The sequence below is a fragment of the Vreelandella hamiltonii genome (assembly GCF_014651795.1).
Lineage (GTDB): Bacteria > Pseudomonadota > Gammaproteobacteria > Pseudomonadales > Halomonadaceae > Vreelandella > Vreelandella hamiltonii.
This window is the reverse complement of the sequence record NZ_BMXO01000006.1, coordinates 43,709-65,682: the sequence shown is the minus strand read 5'-3', so window position 1 is coordinate 65,682 and position 21,974 is coordinate 43,709. Positions and strand designations below refer to the sequence as shown.

General features: G+C 55.9%; 16 protein-coding genes, 1 tRNA gene and 1 pseudogene. 10 read left to right on the top strand and 8 right to left on the bottom strand.

Annotation, left to right across the window (positions count from 1 at the left end; genetic code table 11):
* The gene (locus IE061_RS08095; protein WP_193461379.1) at positions 1-3,288 is read right to left on the bottom strand and encodes a site-specific DNA-methyltransferase; all 3,288 of its coding nucleotides are present in this window, start codon (positions 3,286-3,288) and stop codon (positions 1-3) included.
* Between the two features lie 233 nt (positions 3,289-3,521).
* Here IE061_RS08095 and IE061_RS08090 point away from each other — a divergent pair, with 233 nt between their 5' ends.
* Together IE061_RS08090 and IE061_RS08085 are read left to right on the top strand one after the other, a co-directional pair.
* Complete coding sequence (locus tag IE061_RS08090; protein ID WP_193461378.1) at positions 3,522-3,968, top strand: hypothetical protein; 447 nt, start codon at positions 3,522-3,524, stop codon at positions 3,966-3,968.
* Between the two features lie 14 nt (positions 3,969-3,982).
* On the top strand, positions 3,983-4,162 hold the full coding sequence (locus IE061_RS08085; RefSeq protein ID WP_193461377.1) for a hypothetical protein: 180 nt from the start codon (positions 3,983-3,985) through the stop codon (positions 4,160-4,162).
* 95 nt (positions 4,163-4,257) lie between these two features.
* On the opposite strand, the gene IE061_RS08080 is transcribed toward IE061_RS08085, so the two are convergent.
* Complete coding sequence (locus IE061_RS08080; protein WP_193461376.1) at positions 4,258-4,689, bottom strand: GNAT family N-acetyltransferase; 432 nt, start codon at positions 4,687-4,689, stop codon at positions 4,258-4,260.
* Positions 4,690-5,397: 708 nt separating this feature from the next.
* Here IE061_RS08080 and IE061_RS08075 point away from each other — a divergent pair.
* The 4 genes and pseudogenes from IE061_RS08075 (at position 5,398) to IE061_RS08060 (ending at position 12,592) form a co-directional block, all read left to right on the top strand.
* On the top strand, positions 5,398-7,047 hold the full coding sequence (locus IE061_RS08075) for a hypothetical protein (protein ID WP_193461375.1): 1,650 nt from the start codon (positions 5,398-5,400) through the stop codon (positions 7,045-7,047).
* Between the two features lie 953 nt (positions 7,048-8,000).
* A complete protein-coding gene (locus IE061_RS08070; RefSeq protein ID WP_193461374.1) occupies positions 8,001-8,660 on the top strand; it encodes a hypothetical protein in 660 nt (219 codons plus the stop codon).
* Positions 8,661-8,912: 252 nt separating this feature from the next.
* Positions 8,913-10,155 (top strand): annotated as a pseudogene (locus IE061_RS08065) (ISL3 family transposase).
* 424 nt (positions 10,156-10,579) lie between these two features.
* Positions 10,580-12,592, top strand: coding sequence for a sensor domain-containing diguanylate cyclase (locus IE061_RS08060; protein WP_193461373.1), 2,013 nt, complete (start codon positions 10,580-10,582; stop codon positions 12,590-12,592).
* A gap of 132 nt (positions 12,593-12,724) precedes the next feature.
* Here the strand turns inward: IE061_RS08060 and acuI are convergent, their stop codons facing one another.
* The 4 genes from acuI to ispB form a co-directional block, all read right to left on the bottom strand.
* A complete protein-coding gene (gene acuI / locus IE061_RS08055) occupies positions 12,725-13,705 on the bottom strand; it encodes an acrylyl-CoA reductase (NADPH) (protein ID WP_193461372.1) in 981 nt (326 codons plus the stop codon).
* Positions 13,706-13,750: 45 nt separating this feature from the next.
* A complete protein-coding gene (acuR, locus tag IE061_RS08050) occupies positions 13,751-14,383 on the bottom strand; it encodes an acrylate utilization transcriptional regulator AcuR (RefSeq protein ID WP_193461371.1) in 633 nt (210 codons plus the stop codon).
* 488 nt (positions 14,384-14,871) lie between these two features.
* Positions 14,872-14,948 (bottom strand) — tRNA-Pro (locus IE061_RS08045).
* Between the two features lie 89 nt (positions 14,949-15,037).
* A complete protein-coding gene (gene ispB, locus IE061_RS08040; RefSeq protein ID WP_039183196.1) occupies positions 15,038-16,042 on the bottom strand; it encodes an octaprenyl diphosphate synthase in 1,005 nt (334 codons plus the stop codon).
* Positions 16,043-16,327: 285 nt separating this feature from the next.
* On the opposite strand from ispB, the gene rplU reads away from it, so the two are divergent.
* The 4 genes from rplU (at position 16,328) to proB (ending at position 19,457) form a co-directional block, all read left to right on the top strand.
* The gene (rplU, locus tag IE061_RS08035; protein ID WP_016915863.1) at positions 16,328-16,639 is read left to right on the top strand and encodes a 50S ribosomal protein L21; all 312 of its coding nucleotides are present in this window, start codon (positions 16,328-16,330) and stop codon (positions 16,637-16,639) included.
* Positions 16,640-16,669: 30 nt separating this feature from the next.
* Complete coding sequence (gene rpmA, locus IE061_RS08030; protein WP_016915864.1) at positions 16,670-16,927, top strand: 50S ribosomal protein L27; 258 nt, start codon at positions 16,670-16,672, stop codon at positions 16,925-16,927.
* Between the two features lie 139 nt (positions 16,928-17,066).
* On the top strand, positions 17,067-18,257 hold the full coding sequence (gene cgtA, locus IE061_RS08025) for an Obg family GTPase CgtA (RefSeq protein ID WP_193461370.1): 1,191 nt from the start codon (positions 17,067-17,069) through the stop codon (positions 18,255-18,257).
* Positions 18,258-18,296: 39 nt separating this feature from the next.
* Positions 18,297-19,457 (top strand): glutamate 5-kinase, encoded by a 1,161-nt coding sequence (proB, locus tag IE061_RS08020; RefSeq protein WP_227408083.1) that lies wholly within the window; start codon positions 18,297-18,299, stop codon positions 19,455-19,457.
* Here the strand turns inward: proB and IE061_RS08015 are convergent.
* Entirely contained in the window at positions 19,430-20,452 is a 1,023-nt protein-coding gene (locus IE061_RS08015; protein WP_193461369.1) for a DUF1853 family protein, read from the bottom strand. The two genes, proB and IE061_RS08015, sit on opposite strands and share 28 nt — an antisense overlap.
* Before the next feature lie 102 nt (positions 20,453-20,554).
* Positions 20,555-21,868, bottom strand: a complete 1,314-nt coding sequence (locus IE061_RS08010; protein ID WP_193461368.1) for a ferredoxin reductase family protein — start codon at positions 21,866-21,868, stop codon at positions 20,555-20,557.
* Positions 21,869-21,974: the final 106 nt, after the last annotated feature.

Here is a 21,974-nt window from a genome sequence, read left to right as displayed (position 1 = left end):
TCAGTCCAACCGAACGACTTTGAGCGATTCAATGCCTCGGTTATCAACAATCTTCACCGCAATACACTGGTTATCGCCTGGCTCAAAAGGCAGCGATTTCGTGCCGTGGTACTGGTCGAGCAGTGATTCATTGAGCTCAGCACGAATGTCTTTCTTCAGCTTGTACCAGCCGTCTTTCTTGCCGGCCATGGGGAAGAAGACTTGGCGAGGGTAAAGCGAGCGGTCATCGTAGTCGGTATCCAGCTCCCAAACCGCGATATCCCGCTTGCCACCCGATTTCAGCTCGCCCGTTTTGGTATCGAAATAATCGAAGCCATGCACCTCAACCTGTAGCTTTCCACCTTCCAGCTGATGAACTTCTACATCCGGTTGACCCATAAGCCAGAAGGACTGGTTGCTACGGCTGTTTTTCTTCAGGTCTTCGGTCAACAGGTCAGTGTTCATCTGTACCCGTAAGGCCTGAATACCTCGGATGCTATCGAGATCTTTCGCGGCCTCAGGGTCGAAGGTAAAGGCACAAAACACCAGTAGCTTAGGCGTGGGGAAAAGGTCACCCGCTTCATTCTTGGCGATCTCTACCTGACGCTGCTCCAGCGCGGCATATTCAGGACCAAAGCTAACGGCAACTCGCTCACCGGTATCGGCCAGGGTACCGACTGCGTGTAGGTACTTAGCATCCGGTAGGGTTTCCAAGTCCATCAGCTTGAGTAATTGGCCTCCTTTACCGCGTATCCCGGCCTTTATCAGCTCGTCACGCCACTGGGCATGGCGAGAGGTTGCACCAGAGCGGGCGACAGCCACATTGGCTTCTTTGGGTTGTTCTGCCTCATCTAAACCAAGCACGGTAGCAAAAGGTACGGCTTCAACGGTGAAGGGGCCGGTAATGCGCAGCTTGTCTTTGCTGGCTTCGGGCTGATCGTAGAGGGTTTCCTGGCCAGCGTGGTTGGCAATGCTTTCGTCCATACGCTGTTGCATACGAATACGCTGCTTATGGAAATCCTCAAAGGCATGAAGCGCTTCTTCTGGCCACTCTTCTGGCCAATCAAAGGGTACTTCCCACTCCAACAAGGCATTAACAGGGGCTTCTTCACCGCTGGGGAGCGTAGTGGTTTTACGGTCAGGGGCGGTAAAGTCAACTTTCTCTCCCTTGCGGCCGCCTTCCGTCACTGTGAACAAGGGGGCTGACTTTTTCTGAAGCTCACCATTGAGCCAGCCCAGTGCCTCAACGATGGCTGGATGATGCTGTTCGTAGATCTGATCAATCTCAGGGTTATTGGCAATCGACTTGAGCGTGATATGTGGCACGGTCTTATAGATGAAGCCACCGCTCAACCCTTCCTGCGGGTACTTGAGTTCAAAGTAGTCGTAGCTGGCTGTCATCAAGCGCTGCTTGGCTAACGTGACAGCCACTCGGGAGGTATCACAGGTAATCCAGCGGCGCCCCCATTTTTCGGCCACATAGGCGGTAGTGCCAGAGCCGCAGGTGGGGTCGAGGACTAGATCGCCAGGATCGGTAGTCATCTGGATGCAGCGCTCTACAACCGAGGTCAGAGTTTGAACGGCGTAGATTTTTTCGTTTTCAGGGTCGCCTGAGAACCCTCCACGTATAACGTCAAACCATCCGTTGCTCAGATACTGAAGCGGAAAATCATCATAATAAGGTTTATATCTTGGCCTATTGCCTTTGATAAATAACCGGTTTGAAACATTTAGCCTCCACACCCCGCGTTCATTTGTTGACCAGCCACGACCTGAGGCAGGGGCTGCCACAGCTCCTTTTAGTGAAGTCGTAAAGGAGCTAGATTCTCCACCAGAGGCAGAGAAGCATGAGCGGTCACTATGTATCTTTACGTTTCCGGGGATTTCACGGCCTTTTTTATGTACTTCTCTGCGACCATTCGGGTATTCAGCCCATTTGTCGCTGGAGGAATACCAGCTATCCACCGAGGCTTGTACATAAACTCGGTTAACTTTTTTATGAAGTTCAGTAATATCTTTTGAAAACCAAATTATGTAGTCAAAAGTATTGGCTATATGAGCACCTGTTTGAAAACCACCTCTTCGATAAAGTATCTGGCTAACTAGATTTTCTTTACCAAAAATTTCATCCATCAGTTCACGTACATGATGCAGGTTCTCATCAGATATCTGTACAAACACTGAACCACTATCGCTCAGTAGCTCCCGAGCCAATAACAGGCGATCCCGCAGGTAGGTGAGGTAGGAGTGGATGCCTAGCTCCCAGGTATCCCGGAACGCTTTGATCATCTCCGGTTCTTGGGTCAGGTCTTCGTCCTTACGATCCTTCACATCCCGCTTGTGGGTGAAGGGCTGGAAGTTAGAGCCGTACTTAATACCGTAGGGCGGGTCGATGTAGATCATCTGTACCTGCCCCGCCATGCCTTCTTTCTGCAGCATGGAGTTCATGACCAGTAGGGAGTCACCCGCGATTAGGCGGTTGGCCCAGTCACGTTCGTGTTTATAGAAGTCAATGGCTTCCCGCAGCGGGAGGTTCTCAAACGGCGCATGGAACATATCCGGCTGAAAGGCACTGCCGCTTTTCTGGCTGGCTTTCATACGCTTTTGAACTTCACCCAAAATAGTCGCTGGGTCGATTCGCTCGTGTACGTGCAGTGAAACCGTATCCACGTCAAAACTGGTTCGTTCAGCTTTGCCTGCCCATTGAAGGTACGGCGACTGCAGGCGCTTTAGCTCTTCTAGCGCCTCACGCATCTGCTCTTGATCACCCGATGCCAAGGCGTCATCGATGAGCTTCTCTACCTGGGCACGACTAGCGGAAGAGTCAAACTGTAACTCTGGGTCTAGGTGGGGGTCGTACGCCCATACGGTTTTCTCTTCGACGCCATCGCTGGCGGTATCCACCATGCCTACGTGTGGGTTGTTCTTGCGTTTTTCATCGTGACGGTAGGAAAGTACTTGAGCCTGGTCCGCCTTTTTCTGACGTGCTTTGCTGGTCCCCGTTTTTCTGGTGTTGGTGGAGGCGGGTGCCTGCTCTGCAGGCGCCTCCTGCATCTTTAGGGTCAGGTCGGGTTCTACGTGGGCAGCCTCCGATGATTGAACCAGGAAAACTGATCCCCCGCGTCCACGCCCTTTACTCAGCATGCCTTCCTCCACCAGGGCATCGCGTACATGCTCAAAGGCGCTTCTATCGATGCTGCTGTCTTGAGCAGTGATTAGACCCAGTAACTTGACGTTACCTACGGTAGAGCCATCCTGTGGAACGATTGAAAGAATCAACTCACGCAGTTGGGTGTCGGTAAGGCTCATGGGGGCATCCCTGTCATACATCAGAAGGTGTCATTAGGGCGAAATAGTGCCTGACCCGCCAGGAAATGAGAAGGCGACGGCTCAATGCAACGATGGCTTCGGTACCCAACCCACTGTTTTGGGACTGTCATGAGCACCAACCTGTACCTGGCAATTAGTCCAATGCTACGAAATTTTTCTAGGTTAAATTAGATTATGAGAATATGATTTCTCACCCTCTTAAGGAGAATACTATGGGACGGTGGATCGTGCTGTTGGGGATGGTGGTATTAACAGGGTGTGCTAGTAGTCCGCGACAGGCTCCTGAACTACCAGAAACAAGCTATCGGCCTATGGCCGAATCCTGGGTAAAGCTCCAGCGGTGTATTGAGCAAGGCCATCTTTCCCCCGAAATCAGTGCATTAGGAGAAAGGTACGCCAATGGGGCGTTTACGGACTATAGCTACAATGTGGGGCGCATGAATGCCCTCATTAATGCGGTTTATCGTGATACGCCTCGTGTTCATAGGGGACACTGTAACAGTCTGGCTTCGTCCATAGCAGGACGAAAACAACAAATCGACATGCACAACGCCCAAGTCGATCAGAACCGCCAGGCTCTCCAGAACCAGATCAATCAGATCAACCAGAACCGGCCGGTCATCTGTAACCGCGTCGGCACTTACACGATGTGCCAATAAGGGAAGCTACGAGCATGCTTGACCAGTTAAAAGACCTAGTTGAAAAAAAAGGATGGATTCGGTTGTGGTTAGTCGTTGGTCTGGTCATAGGCCTCATGGGCCTATTTGCTGGAAGCGAAGGATTGCTTTTTCTAGGGATGCTAGCCATTGGTTTAGGCTGGGTGTTGCGTTGGGTGGTGCGAGGATTTGAGTAGCACTGCCATATATAACGGCAGCACCTGGCGAGGAAATTGTATTGTCATCGTCAAGGTGACAGGTCGTCACTGTAACGATGACAAAATGGCTGACCTCAGAGCTCAGCCGCTAGGTTTGAAACGCTCGCGGTAAAATTGCTCCCATCATCCACCGTTTGGAAACCATGCCTATTTGCAAACCCTTGGATCGATGAGGTCTTGCCTTGCTCGATCCCAATGACATCGTAGCGATACTTCTGGGCGAAATCGACAAGCAGTTTCAGTAGTGCGGTGCCATGGCCTTGTCGAGTTTTATCGAAATCAATACGGGCAAGGATCAGGGCTCTGCCTCCCCAAAACTTATCCTCATGTTCAAAAACTCTGATGTAAAGGTCGAATTTTTTACGCTTGGCGGTGATGTTGGTGTTGAGGCTGGAGCAGAAGGCGCATGAGGTTTTATAGCCAAACCGGGCCATCAAAAAACTATCGAGGCGAGTGCATAAGGCGTCTACGTCTGAAAGCTCACGGCGGTCAAGAAGGGTCGTCATGTTGAGGGCCTCAGCCAGAAAGGGGGGGGGGGATGAAATATCCTATCCAGCTGTGGAACCAAGCAGCAATATCAAAGAAATGAACCAGGCGTACCAGGCATCTAGTACCAGCAACGCAGCCCTATACTCTTGGTTCTAGCAGTTCGTCCTCCTCAACTGAGGAATGGATATGGGGATATCTACAGGTTATTGGCCTTGCCTGCATCCACCCACCCTGGTTGTGTGTGGAGAGTATCAAGCGACTCCTTGCTCAGGGAAGGTGAAGCCAGTGCTGTTCTGTGGGTAGAGGGTTAGCAGTGTTTGCGGAAAAGTACACCTGCCCTTATGGAGTTCTAAGGGCAGGTGTACTTTTTTGGCCACCCCCAAGCTGGCTGACAACTTTGGTTTCTCTTTGCCTCACCCCTCTTTCCCCTGCGGTGCCGGAACTGGCGCAGCAGACACTCCGCCGCTAAAGCGGCGGTCTCTACTGCTTGTTCCTTACCGCTGGGGAAAGAGGGATGCGCTTCTCGTTAGTTTGGTATTTTTTCAAATAAATCAGTGGCTTGGTTTTTTTTGGTGTTGTTGGTGCCTGGAAAAAGTACACCTTCCCTTAATGCACCTTTAAGGGAAGGTGTACTTTTTGGCTACGAAAAAACAGTGGCCAGTAGAGGACAGAAGTCAGAAGTTGATGAATAATGCTCCTCTTTTTTTCTCAGCATGGCACCCATAATGATCCAAGAAATTCTGCATGTAAGCAGCAGGTGTGGTGGTGGTAAAAGTCGTGAAGCTATCAGAGAGCTAGTGAGGCACCTTGCCAGCATGCAGACCGTTTCTGAAACATATCTGTTTGCATCCAGCACATTAGCGCTGTCAGGCCAGAACTACAGCTTCACGTTGTCCGAGATCAGCAAGTATCCCCAGAGCCAGATTTCCGTTAAAAAAGTGGATTTCGAAACTGCCGTGGGGACGGTTGCCGACGCAATTAGGAATCTGCTCGAAGGTGGCTTCAAGGGGGTGATGTTCATTTCGCATAAAGCTTTGGCCATTTTGTCGCCTCAACTGTTACGTGATGTTCGTGTGGTGATCGATGAAGTCCCACAAGATCTGGCAGGCACCTTGATGGTCAAGCACGATCCCTTGCGACAAAACATATCCTGGGAACAGTACCTTCAATTTTCACAAACATCCAATGGCGATGAAATCGTATCGTTGGTTCCTAACGCACGGGCTTCGGTCCAAGGCCTCATCCGGGAGATACGCAGTGGTTTCGATAACACCCTGTCATTTTCAGTGGCCGATTTGTTGGAGCATCTGTTGGTGGGGCAGGAGCCTGTATACAGAGGAAAGACGACCATAGATGGCAAACCATGTCAGATGTACCAAGCGGTTTACTATCACCCTCTGAAAAAATTAGTCGACAACGTCAGCTACCTAGCCGTTCTAAGTGCACAGTTGAAAGACACGTTGTTTGGTTTCATTTGCGTAGAATTACTTAAGCTCACCATTGTCGAAAAACCGATCAATGACAGTACACAGCTAGAGAAAAAACACAGAAACCGAGCCAATATCATTCCGATCCTGAGCGGTGGTGACTGGTCAACGGCACTACGCAAAAAGCCAGCCAATGAAGCTCTAGTTAACGTGCAAGGGCAACCGGTTTCGTCAACATTGGCGGTAGGTATGTATGCTCAAGAATTCGCAGAGCGGATTTTGGGGCGTCAGGATTTCATGATAACTCTCAATACTGAAGAGCAGCTGCTAGAGAGTTTAGAAGTGCGAGGCATAGTCCGAACCACAACCAAGGTCCACGGCATGAACCACCTCACACACCTTGACCATGCTGTGTACTTGGCTGCTACCAATCTGACACCTTTCGATGAACGCATTTACCGAAAATTTGCCAACGATCGCAGCCTGCCTATTGCTCAGCTGTTAAAAGCCATAAAAGTTGAGCGATCATATGAGAACGCCTATCAATGTATTGCTCGTACTAGCGTAAGGAATCAGCTCAATTCCTTGAAAATGCACACTTTCATTGTGCCTGACTACGAGTACGCTACATACATCGCTAGCTGGTTTGAGACCGGTTGTGCGCGTGTTTCGACCCAGAAGTCGTTTTTGACAAAGAGTGAGTACGACCGCAGAGCCGCCAGGCAGAAGCGGCTAGATACCCTGGTCAGCATTTTGACGCAGCGCCGTAATAAGAAGGCCAAGCTCAAGGACTTGCTCAAGGCTGCAGGCCTATCCAGAGCAGCATACGACAAACATATCAAAGACTTCCGGTTGGAGCTGCATCAGAAAGGATTACTCCCCTCTAAGCCTAGTAAAGGAGGAACCCTAGGAGACCTATATCCTACCCTCAAGCAGACAAAGCTGTAATCGACTTCAAAGCCAGATGGACAGCGATAGTGGGAGAAGTCTGCACACTTCTACGTAGACTTCTCACCCATATACTAACCCTATCAAAATAGGTCGTTACGACGAAGAACGCCTATATCCTATCAGCCCCTTGGTACAAGCAATGTCGGATGCAGTCTATGCACGCTGACAGTCCAAGACTTCTTGACTAGCCAAGATCATTCGAAGCCCCTACGGCTTACTCTGTAGGTAGCTTCATCAATGGCTCTGTCTGATTTGAGTCAGCCGCAGGTTTTCACCAATTTTATAAAATTCGTACGGCCCCTGCTGATAGCTATCGGTTGCTGTTTACACAACTACCCCCCCCCCGGGGGCCTAGCTTAGAAAAAACATCATTGGCCCACTGGAGTTCACTGGTTTAGCAGTGAGCTCTGCTCCTATGCACAACACAACACAACACAACACAACACAACACAACACAACACAGCCAGCCAGACAGTTTGTAGTCCTCCCTGAGTCTGTGCTGATGCTCTCATGGCTACGCCATTGCGCTGGGTATATATCAGTAGTGATAGCAAGTGACTAGATCTCAATACCACAAGAGCTAGCCAATACGAGAGATGAGCGTGGCTCCGCCACTCTTGTGAAAATGATAGGGAAAGGCACGGGAGCCAGCAGAGCTAACCGGCTTTCTAGCTTGAATAGGTGATATCAAAATACTTCAGGGGATAAGGACGAAAGCTCAGCAGCTAACATCGGCCCTGTGCATAGCTCACGTCACTCTGACTCCTGATTACCTTGGCTCTAGGGTAACCGGAGTCTGCTTGCTGGTTCAGGCAATAGCCGTCATCCGTACCGCTATTCCCAATCATATCTCTATCCCCATGTGTTGCTCTCATCCATGGCTTCAGTCGCCAGTGGAGGTATTGCTACACCTTTTATTCGTTACTCCACCCATCCAAAAGGAACCTTTGATGAATGCATCTTTGTCTCTGCCGGAAGACAGTATGACTTCCACCCCGTCTTACCTTGTGATCAGCTTGGTTCTCATGCAGCGTGAGCATCAACGTTTGGACGCGGCTGCAATCCGTTTACGATCACATGCTATACCTGTCGAGCAGCTGTATGAGTTACGACAGCAATGGCAGACCACTCTGGGCTTTTTGGCTCACTTACCTCCGCTGCTGGCGTCTCTGGATCGGTTAATTGAACAGTACGAGCACGGCAATGTGGCTGAGGCTGCTTATGGCGATGTGTTGTACCAGATCGCTGTCTATCGTAATGCAGGCTGGAAGTGCTTAGAGCAGCAGTACGGTCATCTTGGTCATTACCTGGATACTAAGGGGATACTTCGAGCCAGTTATCTTCAGCTGTTTACGAGCACGTTTGAAGCCAGTGCTCCCTTAACTTGTCAGGAAGCCGCTGAACTGCTGCAGCGTTTGCATTCTCAGTGGTGTGCAGGCCTGCGGTCAGAAATGTGCAGAGAAGTGTTCGAGCGGAATCAGAAGATGCTATCGGCAACGCTAGCTCGCTATATGCTGCGTTCCATGGCTGGTTCAATGGGTGTGACAGTGCATGACAGTAACGGTATGAACCAAGCTGTATCAGCTTCCAGACACCAGCCCACTCAGTGAATCCACCAATGAACCAACACAATATCTACACACTTCTTGGCTGGGTGGGGCGAGGCTTAGCGTCGTGGTCTCTCTATGCCCAGTACATTGCTTATCTGAAGCCCTATCTCATGTTTATGAGCTAAGCCTAACTTGTTCCGTTAGCATTTGCGGTACTACTGTATACAAGAAAAAAGGCTCTTCGTCGTTGGGTGTGGATTTCCCCCCTGAGCTGGGCCAGGATATGACCTCCACGACGATAGGAGGTACGACATGGACGGCACCCAGATTCTGACCCTCGGCCTGGGCCTGGAAGCGCCCTGGATTCTCAAGGACCAGCACCTGGATACCTCCGTATCGCCCCACCGTCTGGACCTCTACGTCGAGGCCGAGCGAGGCAGCCTCTACCCCTGTCCTGAGTGCGGCCAGGCCTGTCCGGCTCACGATTTCGCCGACAAGACCTGGCGGCACCTGAATTTCTTCCAGCATCACTGCTACCTGCACGCCCGCGTGCCTCGCACCAAGTGTCCCGAGCATGGCGTCAAGCGCATCGAGGTGCCCTGGGCGCGGCCGGGCAGTGACTTCACCCTGCTGTTCGAGCAGGCGGCCATGTCACTGGTCAAGGAGATGCCGGTGTTGGCCGTCTCCCGACAGCTGGAGATCTCCGATAAGCGGCTGTGGCGCATCGTGCAGCACTACGTCGGCCGCATGCTGGGGGAGCTGAATCTGTGCAACGTAGCCACCGTCGGCGTCGACGAAACCGCCTCCCGGCGCGGCCAGCGTTACGTCACGGTATTTCTCGACATGCAGCGCAAACAGGAACCGGTGATCTTTGCCGTTCCCGGCCACGGCAAGGAGGCCATCGAGGCCTTCAGCGCCTTCCTGGCGGCCCATGGCGGCGACCCGGACAACGTGGTCGAGGTCGTGTGCGACATGTCACAAGCCTTCCTCAGCGGCGTGGCCGAGCACCTTCCCAGGGCTGAGGTCACGGTCGACTGGTTTCATATCGTGCAGACCTTCACCAACCGGTTGGACGAGGTGCGCAAGAAGGAGCGCCGGGAGCAGGGACACCCCAAGTCACTGCGCTGGGCCCTGCTGAAGAGCCTGGACAACGAGAACCCTAGCGGCGCTCCAAGAGCTGGTAGCTGACCAGAGCGCCACGTCCGATGCCTGGGTGATCAAGGAGAAGCTGCGCTGGATCCAGAAGGCGCCGACGCCGCGAGCGGCCCGGTGGCGCATCACGCATTATCTCAAGGCCATGAAGGCGGCGGTCTCGGAGAAGCCGCTGCTGAAGCCGATGGGAAAGGCCCTGGCGACCCTGGAGCGGCATGCCGAGCAGGTGGTGAGGCGCTGGATCTCGGGACTGACGAACGCACGACTGGAAGGCATGAACGGCCTGTTCCAGGCGGCTCGCTCACGCGCACGGGGTTACCGGAACGAGGCCAACTTCATCGCCATGATCTACCTGATTGGCAGCCCGGTGGGCCGCCTGTTCGATCAGGCTAAATCCACATGAAACGACGAAGAACCAGAAAAAAGGCCCCTGCCGGAGCCAATGAAAAGGAACAAATTAGAGGGAATTAGGCCTTCCATGGGGGGTGACATCCTTGTCTAGAGGCTCCATGCCATAACATGGATTAACTTAGTCGAAATTTTGCGCCGCATCAAATTAGACATCTATGGTTTAGCGCGTGCTGTCGTTTCTTCATCTGTAAATTCGTTTGGTCTACTACGCACCTTACCCAGCCCTGTTGTCATCATATTTTAGTGCTCAATCGTAAATGTGGCGCCATCCCCATCGGATAATGCCGGAGCAAGCCTGCCTCATTTTGAAACGTCAGCTAATTCAGCACTTTTTCAACTGTTATGATGGCTAGACTTCTTCATAAGAGATAGGCGATACGCGATTGCGTTGAACCTTCGCCTGCTAGGTACCGTTTATGACATCGATATCGAGTAACACCATCGCCCCAAGTCGTCGAGTGCAGCGCTCGCTCCTGCGCATGATCACGTTCCCCTTTGCGACATTACGTGGACGCTTGGTTGTGGGGGCCGTGGTGCTGTGGAGTTTGCTTTGCCTGATCGTACTCACGTTTGGCTGGCAGGCGGGCAAGCTCCTGGTAAATGAAACCAACCACCAGCACCTGCGTTACGAGGCAGAGCTCATTAGCCACTCCATCACGCGCCAGGTGAATGAGCGCTTCAGCGAACTGGAACGGTTGGCCGAGAGGATGTCGCTTCCCAGGCAGGGAACCTTGATTGATCAGCACGCGTACACGATGGAGCCTCTCTTTGAAGCGCTGCTGGTGTTTAATCTAAGCAGCGATGTCGTTGATGAATGGCCTGCCGATAGAGGGGGGAGCGGTAACAACTTTGCGGATCGTGAATATGCTCGATTTATGCATGCATTCAAAACGCCTTATGTCAGCGCTCCTTTGGTTGGACGGATTACTAATACTCCGTTGGTACTGATGCTGGTCCCCCTTCATGATGACACGGGTCGTTACACAGGCTTTTTAGGTGGCTTGGTCGATCTAAAGGAAAGTCGTCTGTTCAACGGCTTTGATCAGCTCCGCTTGGGTGACGATGGCTATGTCACGATAACGACGGCAACGGGTCAGCGTATTTACGCCCCTAATCAACAAGAAGCCATAGTCACCCTACCTGACACCATTTCACCTGACTTAGAGCAGGCGTTAGATGGTTGGGAAGGCGAGAGTGTGGGGCGGTCTTTGGCTGGCGAATCCCAACTGGTCGCCTATCGACAAATATGGCCAGCGAACTGGATCGTGGGCGTGCATTTGCCGCAAGCCCAAGCTGAAGCCCCGCTTGTTGCGGGCATGAAGCAAATTACTACCTACGTTTGGGGCGTGCTCGTACTGATTTTACCCTTGGTGTGGGGAGTGATTTGGTTAGCATTACGCCCCCTGGCGCATCTCGCCCGTCAGATTCAAGAGCTACAAGACGGGCACCGCTCTGTGCTGACTATCCCCACCACGATGAAAGAGCTGCGCCGTGTTATTGATGTGATTAACCGGACCGAAGCGGCACGCCAAGCAAGCTTGCACGATTTGGCGGAACGGGAAGCCTTGCTCAGGGGAACGTTATCTGCGTCGCCTCAAGGCACGTTCGTGACGAACCCCCGCGGTCAACTGACCTTTATCAATGACGCGCTGCACGAGATTTTGGGTGAGCAAACGCCCCACAGCTTACAAGATTGGAGCGACCGTATTCATCATGACGACCGCCCAGAGGTAAGAACCGCTTGGTTACGTAGCCTCGTTAAACAAACAGATTTTGCGCGCCAGTTTCGTTTCTTGGGCGCCGGTCATGAGGTGTACTGGTTAGATGTGCAAACAGCGGCTGTCCGTGTGGATGATCAATTTATCGGGACAGTAGGTACGGTACGCGATATCACTCAGCACCACCACGACTATGCACAAAAGCGTTGGGAAGCAGAGCACGATCCTCTCACTCGTCTACTGAATCGTCGCGGTTTGACGAGGCATCTCGAAGAATTGCTGATGCAGTGGCAGTCACATGACAAACCGACCGCCGTCATGCTGTTTGATTTAGATCGTTTTAAGCCTGTGAACGATCAAGGCGGTCATGCGCTAGGCGATCAAATGCTTCAATACATCGCGAATATCGTACAGAGTGAGATTCGCAGCAGTGACTATGCCGCTCGCCAAGGGGGAGATGAATTTGCCGTGTTACTGCCGGGCTGTACGCCTGCACGTGCCCTCACTATCGCCGAATCTCTACGTGCCAGTATTGCCGCTAGCTTTATCGAAGCGGAGGATCGTCAATGGCAAGTCACCGCCAGTATCGGGGTGAGCCATTTCCGCCCAGAGGATACGTCGATCGACGATGTACTTAATCGCGCTGACGCGGCGAGTTATCGCGCAAAGCAATGCGGACGTAACAGAGTCGAGGGAGATGTCGATATCTAGCAGTATCACTGGTGCTGTGTCGAAGCTGAGAGGGCAGATAGACTAACAAATAATAACGCTGTATCTCTCAGGATCGGCGGAGCCGCAGGTCGCTCATTGAAGCGCCTTGCGGCCCCCACCCACGTTATGAGGTCACGCCACGTTGACGACCACTCTTCCCCTGATCTTACCTGCAAGCAAGTCTTCCGCGACGCTAATGGATTGCGTTAGGTCGATGGGTCGAGTAATTGCTTCCAATTGAAGAGGGCTCAGTAGCTCTCCTAAGCGACGCCAAGCCTCGACACGGTGGGCCAGCGGCCTCATGACGCTATCGATACCCGCGAGCGTGATACCGCGTAAAATAAAGGGGGCAACGCTGGTGGGTAAGTCCATCCCCTGTGCAAGCCCACAGCATGCCACGGTGCCACCATACTTGGTGGAGGCCAACACATTGGCGAGGGTATGGCTGCCCACAGAGTCAATGGCTCCTGCCCACCGCTCTTTGGTCAATGGGCGTCCGGGTTCGGAGAGCTCACGACGGTCTATCACATTCTCAGCCCCCAGCTCGACAAGGTAGGGCGCTTCCTCGTGACGCCCCGTAGAGGCAACGACGCGATAGCCTAAGCGAGCCAGCAGCGTAATCGCGTAGCTGCCCACGCCGCCGCTCGCACCGGTAACCAAAATTTCTCCTTGGTCAGGCCTAACACCGCGCTCTTCTAGTGCCATGACCGCTAGCATGGCGGTATAGCCCGCCGTGCCAATAGCCATCGACTGATAAGGCGTAAACGCTGACGGCTGTGGAATAAGCCAGCGGCTGTCTAAGCGCGCCTTCTCGGCCAATCCTCCCCAATGCTTTTCGCCTACGCCCCAGCCGTTCAGCAGCACCGTATCCCCTGGTTTGAAGTCAGGCGAGGCGGAATGCTCGACGACCCCTGATAGATCAATGCCGGGCACCATAGGAAATTGCTTCACCACAGGCCCTTTGCCGGTAATGGCCAAGGCGTCTTTGTAGTTAAGCGTGCTGCACTGCACGCTGACGGTCACATCGCCTTCAGGTAACGATGCTTCGTCTAGCGAGGTAATGGTTGCCTGCTGCTTACCCTCTGCCTTATCGATCAGCACTGCTTTGAACATGTTGCACCTCTTTTGTAGACGGTCGTCTATTAAATGATAAAAAAATTACGGAGATATTCCGTCTAAGAACGTATCAAGAAAGGTATCCATTGGGCGTATTTGCGCGTCAAGTCGCGCACGCATGACAGCCCCTTCCCAGCCAATCCAAAAGGCCTCAGCGAGTCGATCGCAATCTGCTGAAGAAATGATGTCGCCCAGTCGTTGGGCTTCACGTAAACACACCGCAATTCGTTGTTGCCAGTCGGTCAGTATCGCTTGCAGGCATGCACGATAGCCTTCGGGAAGACCATTCACTTCCTGCCCTAAGTTGCCGACCAAACAGCCGCGCTGAAAATTGTGACGTTGCATGCCTTCCTTAGCATCTGCTACGAAAGCTTTGATACGAAACAACGGCGGTAGCGTGTCGTTGAGCAAATGACGATCCAATTTTTTGGCAAAGTAGGCGCCGTAATGCTCTAAAACGGCGTAACCAAATGCCTCTTTACTGGAGAAGTAGTAATAGAAAGACCCCTTGGGAACGCCGACGCGCTTGAGGATGCCATCGATGCCCGCATTGGCAAACCCTTGCTCCGTCAGCACTTCGGTCCCGCTTCTAATCAACGCAGCACGCGTATCCACGTGATGATGTGGATGCTTAGGAGGGCGACCACGCCGCTTGATGGAGGATGATTGGTTCATGCAAAGAAATATAGACTGTCCGTCTATAAAATAAAACTCTAGATGGAAATTTTGTGTTTCTGCACATCTCGCTAGTGCAAAGGACCTTGTCGTTGGCTACATTCTGCTCCTGGTTCGAAATAGGCCTGTGCCTGTTCACTGGATTATTTACTGCGCTATCGGGTACAACCGGAGAGTTAGAGATATTGAGCGCGGCCTACGGCTTCAAGAAGGTTGTGCCATCGGGATGCCTTCAATGAGAGGAATCTGTTGGATCCCTGATCTATTCCAAGCTGCTACCTCAATCGTTTTACAGTCAGAAGGCTGTTCACTCTAGGTATGCCTATCGCCTAGTGATTCGAGTGGCAGGCTGACTTATCATGAAACAGCTCAGCAAATATGTCGTAGCCGTAGTTCGTGATCCTTGGAACCTATATGGAACCTAGAACCAACGCATACAAAAACGGCCACTTGCTCTAAGAGCTAAGTGGCCGTTTTCGTTGAATTCTTGGTCGGAATAGCAGGATTCGAACCTACGACCTCTGCCTCCCGAAGGCAGCGCTCTACCAAGCTGAGCTATATTCCGAAGGTTGCCAAGGCGTGCTTAACAACGGGACGCATCATACGTAGTTCAGGGGCTTTTTTCAAGCCCCTTTTGCGCTTGTCGGGTGCCGATCAGGCCTGACGCTCCACGGCGAGGCGGGCCAGCTGGGCCATGCTGTCGCGGAAGGGGCTCTCGGGCAGCGCGTTCAGCTCGGCCAGGGCCTTGTCGGCCATCTCGACGGCGCGGTCGCGGGTGTAGGTGAGAGCGCCGGTGGCGTGAATGATCTCCAGCACTTCGTCCAGTTGTTCCAGGCCGCCTTTGCGAATCACCTGGCGGATCAGCTTGGCTTGTTCGGGGGTGCCGCGCTCCATGGCGTGGATCAGCGGCAGGGTCGGTTTGCCCTCGGCCAGATCGTCGCCGACGTTCTTGCCCATGGCGTCGGCGTCGCCCTGGTAGTCCAGCAGGTCGTCGATGAGCTGGAAGGCCAGGCCGAGATAGCGGCCGTAGTACTGCAGCGCGCGCTCCTGCTCCGGGGTGGCATCGGCCAGCACCGCGCCGCTGTGGGAAGCGGCTTCGAACAGCATGGCGGTTTTGCCCTGAATGGTCTCGAAGTAGTCGGCTTCCGAGATGCTCGGGTTGCCGATGTTGGTCAACTGGAGGACTTCGCCTTCTGCGATGACACAGGTCGCGCCGGAGAGGATCGCCATGATGCGCATGGAGCCGACATCGACCATCATCTGGAACGAGCGGGAGTAGAGGAAATCGCCTACCAGCACCGAGGGCGCATTGCCCCAGGCGTCGTTGGCGGTTTTCTTGCCACGGCGCATGTGCGACTCGTCCACCACGTCGTCATGCAGCAGGGTCGAGGTGTGCATGAACTCGATCAGCGTGGCGAGGGTGATGTGCTTGTCGCCCTCGTAGCCCAGCGAGCGCGCTGCCAGCAGTACCAGCAGCGGGCGCAGGCGTTTGCCGCCGCTTTCGATGATGTACTGGCCGATGGTTTCCACCAGCGGCACGCGAGAATTCAACTGCGTCACAATGGTGCGGTTGACGGCCTCAAAATCGTCGGCCACCACGGCGTGCAGCGGTGAAGGCGAAGGGCTGGCAGGCGGGGTTGAGGAGACGTTGGCTGTCATGGGTTCCGTTCATCGCGGCAGGTAAGAGAGTGGGGGTCATGCTATGGGGCTGCCTGTGAGGCGTCAAGGCATAGCGGCGCCGGGCGGGCGGCGGGGTGATTGACAAGCCCCGGTGGCCTTGTGGTAAAGCGCGATAGTCGTTATAATCCGCGACCCACTCATCATGCTCCCTGTCAGATGGCTGCCAAAAGAGGCGCCACTCGCAGCAGGTCGATAAGAGCGGAAGGCGATGAGCGTTGGTTACGCGGGGCGTAACTGGCATTAACGACAAGTCCGGAGAGCGACATGTACGCAGTTATCAAAAGCGGTGGCAAACAGTACCGCGTTCAAGAAGGTCAGACCCTCAAGCTCGAAAAAATCGAAGTCGCGACCGGCGAAACGATTGAATTCGATGAAGTGCTGCTGGTTGCAGACGGCGACGACGTGAACATTGGCGCACCTTTCATCAGCGGTGCCAAAGTTTCCGCCGAAATCGTTTCCCACGGCCGTGGCGACAAAGTCACCATCATCAAGTTCCGCCGCCGGAAGCACCACATGAAGCGTCAGGGCCACCGCCAGTGGTTCACTGAAGTCAAAATTACCGGAATTTCTGCGTAAGCAGTCACTTCCCTTTAGGAGGATTTTGCAATGGCACATAAAAAGGCAGCCGGCTCCACGCGTAACGGTCGCGATTCCGAATCCAAACGCCTGGGTGTGAAACTGTACGGTGGCCAAGCGGCAACCGCCGGTAACATCATCGTGCGTCAGCGCGGCACGCGCTTCCACGCCGGTACTGGCGTTGGCCTGGGCCGTGACCACACGCTGTTCGCTCTGAACGACGGTGTCGTCAAGTTCGAGACCAAAGGTCCGAAAAACCGTAAATTCGTCAGCATCGTTTCTGCCTAAGCAACTTAGGTTGCGCAGTGCGAAGATGACGAAAGAAAAGCCCCGCCATGGCGGGGCTTTTTTGTCTTTTCAAGCCCTTTTGCCCGTACCGGGAACAGGGTGATGCAGTCAGGGCGGCGGAAGCGGCCGGGAGAATCCAATGCAGTTCGTCGATGAAGCCTCGATCATTGTTGAGGCAGGTAAAGGCGGCAATGGCTGTCTGAGCTTTCGCCGCGAGAAATATGTGCCCAAGGGTGGCCCGGACGGTGGTGATGGTGGCTACGGGGGCAGCGTTTATCTGATTGGTGACGATTCGCTGAATACCTTGATCGATTTCAAGTTTCAGCGCTTCTACAAGGCCGAGAACGGCCAGGGCGGCATGGGTCGCCAGATGAGCGGCAAGGCCGGTGAAGACCTGCACGTCAAGGTGCCGGTGGGCACCACCGTGATCGACGAGGACACCCTCGAAGTGATCGCCGATGTGACCGAGATCGGGCAGGTCGTGCTGGTGGCGGCCGGTGGTCGTCGTGGCCTGGGTAACATCCACTTCAAATCCTCCACCAACCGCGCACCGCGCCGCACCACGCCGGGTACCGAAGGCGACCGCCGCAATTTGCGCCTGGAAATGAAGGTGATGGCGGATGTGGGCCTGCTGGGCATGCCCAATGCCGGCAAGTCGACGCTGATTCGTTCGGTGTCGGCGGCCAAGCCGAAGGTGGCCAACTACCCCTTCACCACCCTGGTGCCGAACCTGGGCGTGGTGAAGCTGGGCATGCACGAGCACTTCGTGATGGCCGATGTACCGGGGCTGATCGAAGGCGCCTCCGACGGCGCAGGCCTGGGGCTGCGTTTTCTGAAGCACCTGACCCGTACGCGGCTGCTGTTCCACGTGGTCGATGTGGCGCCGTTCGACGAGTCCGATCCGGTCGACGCTGCCCAGGCCATCGTGCACGAGCTGGGCCAGTTCTCACCGGCGCTCTCCGAGCGGCCGCGCTGGCTGGTGCTGAACAAGTTCGACCTGCTGCCGGAAGAGGAGCGCGAAGCGCGGGCCCAGGCGATCATCGATGCGTTGAACTGGGAAGGCCCGGTGTTCCGTATTTCGGCGATCAGCAGCGAAGGCACCGACAAGCTGGTGCAGGCGGCGTACCGCTGGCTCACCGAGCAGCAGCGTCTGGAAAACGAAGACGAAGAGGCCCATGCCCGCGAGCAGGAGATGCGGCGCCGCATGGAAGAGGAGTCGGTGGCCCGTACCGAAGCGCGCCTTGGCCGTCGCCGCAAGCGCGATGACGAAGAAGACGATGACGATTTCGACGACGATGATTACGATGTCGAAGTAGAGTACGCCCCGTAAACGGCAGGCGTGCCGACCAGGATGAATCGCGTGAGCGCAATGGCGTGGGAGAGTCGCGACGTGGAACACAACGAGCAGTTGCCGGGCCGTGAGGCGCTGAGTAGCGCCCGCCGGATAGTGGTCAAGATTGGCAGCGCGCTGCTCACCAACGATGGTCGCGGGCTGGATGAAGCGGCCATTGGCGGCTGGGTGGATCAAATTGCTGCCCTGCACCAGCAGGGTATCGAAGTGGTGCTGGTCTCTTCGGGAGCCGTGGCGGCAGGCATGGTACGCCTGGGGTGGCAGGCACGCCCCAGCGCCGTGCATGAACTGCAGGCGGCGGCGGCCGTGGGGCAGAACGGGCTCACCCAGTGTTACGAGCAGCACTTTGCTCGCCACGGCATGCTCACCGCGCAAATTCTGCTCACCCACGACGACCTCTCCAACCGCAAGCGCTACCTGAACGCACTGTCGGCGCTGCGCACCCTGGTCGAGATGCGCGTAGTGCCGGTGATCAACGAAAACGATACCGTCGTCACCGACGAGATCCGCTTTGGCGATAACGACACCTTGGGCGCGCTGGTGGCCAACCTGCTCGAAGCCGATGCGCTGCTGCTGCTCACCGATCAGGAGGGCCTGTTCGATGCCGACCCGCGCCATCATCCTGACGCTCGATTGATTGCCGAAGGCCGTGCCGATGACCCACGGCTGGCCGCCGTAGCAGGCAGCGGCGGTGCGCTGGGCCGAGGGGGCATGAGCACCAAGGTGCGTGCCGCGCAGCTGGCGGCGCGTTCCGGCGCGGTAACGGTGATCGCCAGCGGCCGTCAGCCTGAGGTGATCACCCGTATCGTGCAGGGCGAACCGCTGGGCACGCTGCTGCGCCCGGACCAGGCGCCCATGGCGGCCCGCAAGCGCTGGCTGGCAGGGCAGCTACAGGTACGCGGTACGCTGGTGCTGGATGCCGGTGCGGTCAACGTGCTGCGCGGCAAAGGCTCCAGCCTGCTGGCCGTGGGCGTGCGGGACGTACAGGGCAGCTTCAGACGCGGCGACATGGTGCTGTGTGTGGACGAACAGGGCGCACGGGTCGCCAAGGGGCTGGTCAACTACGGTGCCGATGAGGCACGCCAGCTGGCGGGCCAGCCCAGCCACCAGATCGAGGCCATCCTTGGCTATGTGGAGTCCCACGAGCTGATTCATCGCGATAATCTGGTGGTGGTGTAAGGCGGCAGCGGTATTTGCTGTGGCCAGCCGTCCGGCACGATCATCACCCGCAACGGGGGGTGAGCCGGGTGGCTGAGCATCACCTGCTGAGGCCCGTAGCGGTCGATCAGCGGCATCACGCTGGCCGTTTGTAGCGCCAGCGCATCGAAGGCTTCCGGCAGCGGCGGCGCCAGCCAGTGAGGCTTTTCCAGCCAGGCCATGCTGGGTGCGTCGGCGTAGCTCTCTGCCAATGCTGGCCAATCCTTCCTGTAGCACCACAGCCCGCGCCGGTGGTCAGGCGTTGCCCCGTCCGGCGGTGGCAGCGTTGCGTGCCACGGGTAGAACAAGACGCCGGGCATGGCCACTCGGGGCTGCAAGGCGGGCAGGGTTTCGCCGCTGTCACGGGGGGCGAGCCAGTGGCGCAGCAAGTGTCGCGCAGGTGGCGTACACGACAGCGGCAGCTGATGCTGGCGCAGGTGCTGGCACTTCAGCGCCAGACTATCCAACCCTCCGGGGCCGACCCAACGGCTCTGGCTCGTCTGCTCTCCAGGCCCTTCGGGCAACCCCAGATAAAACTTGATGGCCACCTCCAGGTGCATGGGCGCCGGGTTCTGCCGAGTACGGTAAAGAATATCCAGCTCGCCCAGCGTCAGGCGGCGCTGGGTAATGCGCACGTTGTGGCCCAGCAGGCGAGTGTTGGGCGCGCTGTCCAGCAGCAGATGCCACAGCCGTTCATGGTAATGCCCCATGCGCTGAGGCGGTACACGACGTGTCGGTCGAGCAGCCGTCTGTCGAGGCACGGCTGAAGACTCATCCTGCCGAAAATGGTCCGCATGGCGGGCCAGCCAGGCGTGACGCTGTGCGGCGCTGGCCAGGCCCATCTCGGCGGGGGTGGGGCGGCCAGCCAGATGCTCGGCCAGCGTCACCAGGTCCGGGGTTGCCAGCAGCCACAGCATGTCGCGCAGCAGCCGCTGCGGCGAGTGGGGCCAGACGCCTTCCAGGCAGCCGTCGCTCATGCCATCAACGTAGCCAGAAGGCCAGCAGCGTCAGGGCAATCAACACGACCAGCGTGGCAGTGCCCAGGTGGCGGGCGTAGTGGTGCAGCATGCGAACCTCTCTCAGACGATGTCGAAGCGATCGGAAAAAATGTGCGTCGGCGGGATGCCGTGGGCAATCAGCCCGCGTTCGGCGCTATCCATCATCGGGTCTGGGCCGCAAATGTAACAGTCGGTCCGCGGGTCCAGGTCCGGCAAGACACGTTTGATCAGCGCCTCATCCACATAGCCGGTTTCGCCCTGCCACCCTTCGTGCGGGTCGGACAGCACGTGAACCACTGTCAGGGGCAGCGCTTTGCTGAGCGTTTCCAGGTGCTCACGGAAGGTGGCTTCCTGCCAGGTCGGGTTGGCATAGATCAGCCAGATCGGGGGCGCCTTGCCTGTATCACGAAAGCTGCGCAGCATGCTGATGAACGGGGTGATACCGATACCGCCCGCCAGCATCACGATGCCATGGGGGTTATCGGGATTGGGAATGAAGGCGCCGTATGGCCCTTCGATGAACGCTCGTGTGTTGGCCTTGACCTTGGGCAGCGTACGGGTGAAGTCCCCCAGCCGCTTGGCACTGAAAGCCACCCTGCCCGGCTGTGATGCGCTGGAAACGATGGAAAAAGGGTGCTGCTGCAAGGCAAAAGGAGTATCCCCCAGGGTGATCCAGAAAAACTGCCCGGGCTGGAAGTCCAGCTGGTGCTGGCCATCTGCCTCCAGCGTCAGCGTCGTGGTGTTGCCTCGCTCCAGCTGGTTATCCACCACGCGCCAGGCATGGCGGCGCAGTCGCCACGGCCGCAGCAGGCGAGTTTCCACCAGCAGCCCTAGCGGCAGCAGGAGCAGCAGGGCAAAGACGCCCGAGGTGACGACGCCTTGGGTGTAGCGCTGAGCCATCAGCGCATGCCCCAGCCCGCCCATGACCACGAAAGCGGTCAGGCCGCCATGCAGCAGTCGCCATGTCTCGTAACTCAACCCCAGCCGCTTGCGCCATAGCGAGGTGACCACCAGGGTCAGGCTGGCCAGCAGCAGAGCCATCAGGGCCAGGGCGCGGAGGGTGTCCTCGCGGGGGTCGAGATAGTGCAGCAGGCTGGGTTCGGCGATGAATGTCAGCGTGGGGTGCGCCAGTACCAGCAGCAGGGCACCGATCCCCAGCTGGCGATGAAACTGCAGCACGTTGTCGAACCCTGCGCGATTGCCAAAGCCGTGACGGCCTGAAATCAGCGCTTGCAGCGCCATGATACTCAGCGCCAGCGCACCCAGCAATACGCCTGCCTCGGCCAAGGCGCTGCGTGGAGCTGGCGGCGACACCAGCAGCCAGCTCACCGGCAGTAACGCCAGCACCATGTAGAGAGTGACCCAAAGCAGCGCTTGGCGGATGACGTGGTTCACGAATGCTTCTCCTTGTGCGTCCTTGCGAATGGCGAGTATTGCCCCGTCTTCCTGTGGGTAGCTTGTCCAAGTGTGGGAAAAACCGGGCATTTCGCAAGTCTGGCCG

What these genes read in the sequence shown, in the direction of transcription:
- IE061_RS08095 (WP_193461379.1), bottom strand. Translation starts at nt 3,288, where the DNA reads ATGAGCCTTACCGACACCCAACTGCGTGAGTTGATTCTTTCAATCGTT.
- IE061_RS08090 (WP_193461378.1), top strand. Translation starts at nt 3,522, where the DNA reads ATGGGACGGTGGATCGTGCTGTTGGGGATGGTGGTATTAACAGGGTGT.
- IE061_RS08085 (WP_193461377.1), top strand. Translation starts at nt 3,983, where the DNA reads ATGCTTGACCAGTTAAAAGACCTAGTTGAAAAAAAAGGATGGATTCGG.
- IE061_RS08080 (WP_193461376.1), bottom strand. Translation starts at nt 4,689, where the DNA reads ATGACGACCCTTCTTGACCGCCGTGAGCTTTCAGACGTAGACGCCTTA.
- IE061_RS08075 (WP_193461375.1), top strand. Translation starts at nt 5,398, where the DNA reads ATGATCCAAGAAATTCTGCATGTAAGCAGCAGGTGTGGTGGTGGTAAA.
- IE061_RS08070 (WP_193461374.1), top strand. Translation starts at nt 8,001, where the DNA reads ATGAATGCATCTTTGTCTCTGCCGGAAGACAGTATGACTTCCACCCCG.
- IE061_RS08060 (WP_193461373.1), top strand. Translation starts at nt 10,580, where the DNA reads ATGACATCGATATCGAGTAACACCATCGCCCCAAGTCGTCGAGTGCAG.
- acuI (WP_193461372.1), bottom strand. Translation starts at nt 13,705, where the DNA reads ATGTTCAAAGCAGTGCTGATCGATAAGGCAGAGGGTAAGCAGCAGGCA.
- acuR (WP_193461371.1), bottom strand. Translation starts at nt 14,383, where the DNA reads ATGAACCAATCATCCTCCATCAAGCGGCGTGGTCGCCCTCCTAAGCAT.
- ispB (WP_039183196.1), bottom strand. Translation starts at nt 16,042, where the DNA reads ATGACAGCCAACGTCTCCTCAACCCCGCCTGCCAGCCCTTCGCCTTCA.
- rplU (WP_016915863.1), top strand. Translation starts at nt 16,328, where the DNA reads ATGTACGCAGTTATCAAAAGCGGTGGCAAACAGTACCGCGTTCAAGAA.
- rpmA (WP_016915864.1), top strand. Translation starts at nt 16,670, where the DNA reads ATGGCACATAAAAAGGCAGCCGGCTCCACGCGTAACGGTCGCGATTCC.
- cgtA (WP_193461370.1), top strand. Translation starts at nt 17,067, where the DNA reads ATGCAGTTCGTCGATGAAGCCTCGATCATTGTTGAGGCAGGTAAAGGC.
- proB (WP_227408083.1), top strand. Translation starts at nt 18,297, where the DNA reads ATGGCGTGGGAGAGTCGCGACGTGGAACACAACGAGCAGTTGCCGGGC.
- IE061_RS08015 (WP_193461369.1), bottom strand. Translation starts at nt 20,452, where the DNA reads ATGAGCGACGGCTGCCTGGAAGGCGTCTGGCCCCACTCGCCGCAGCGG.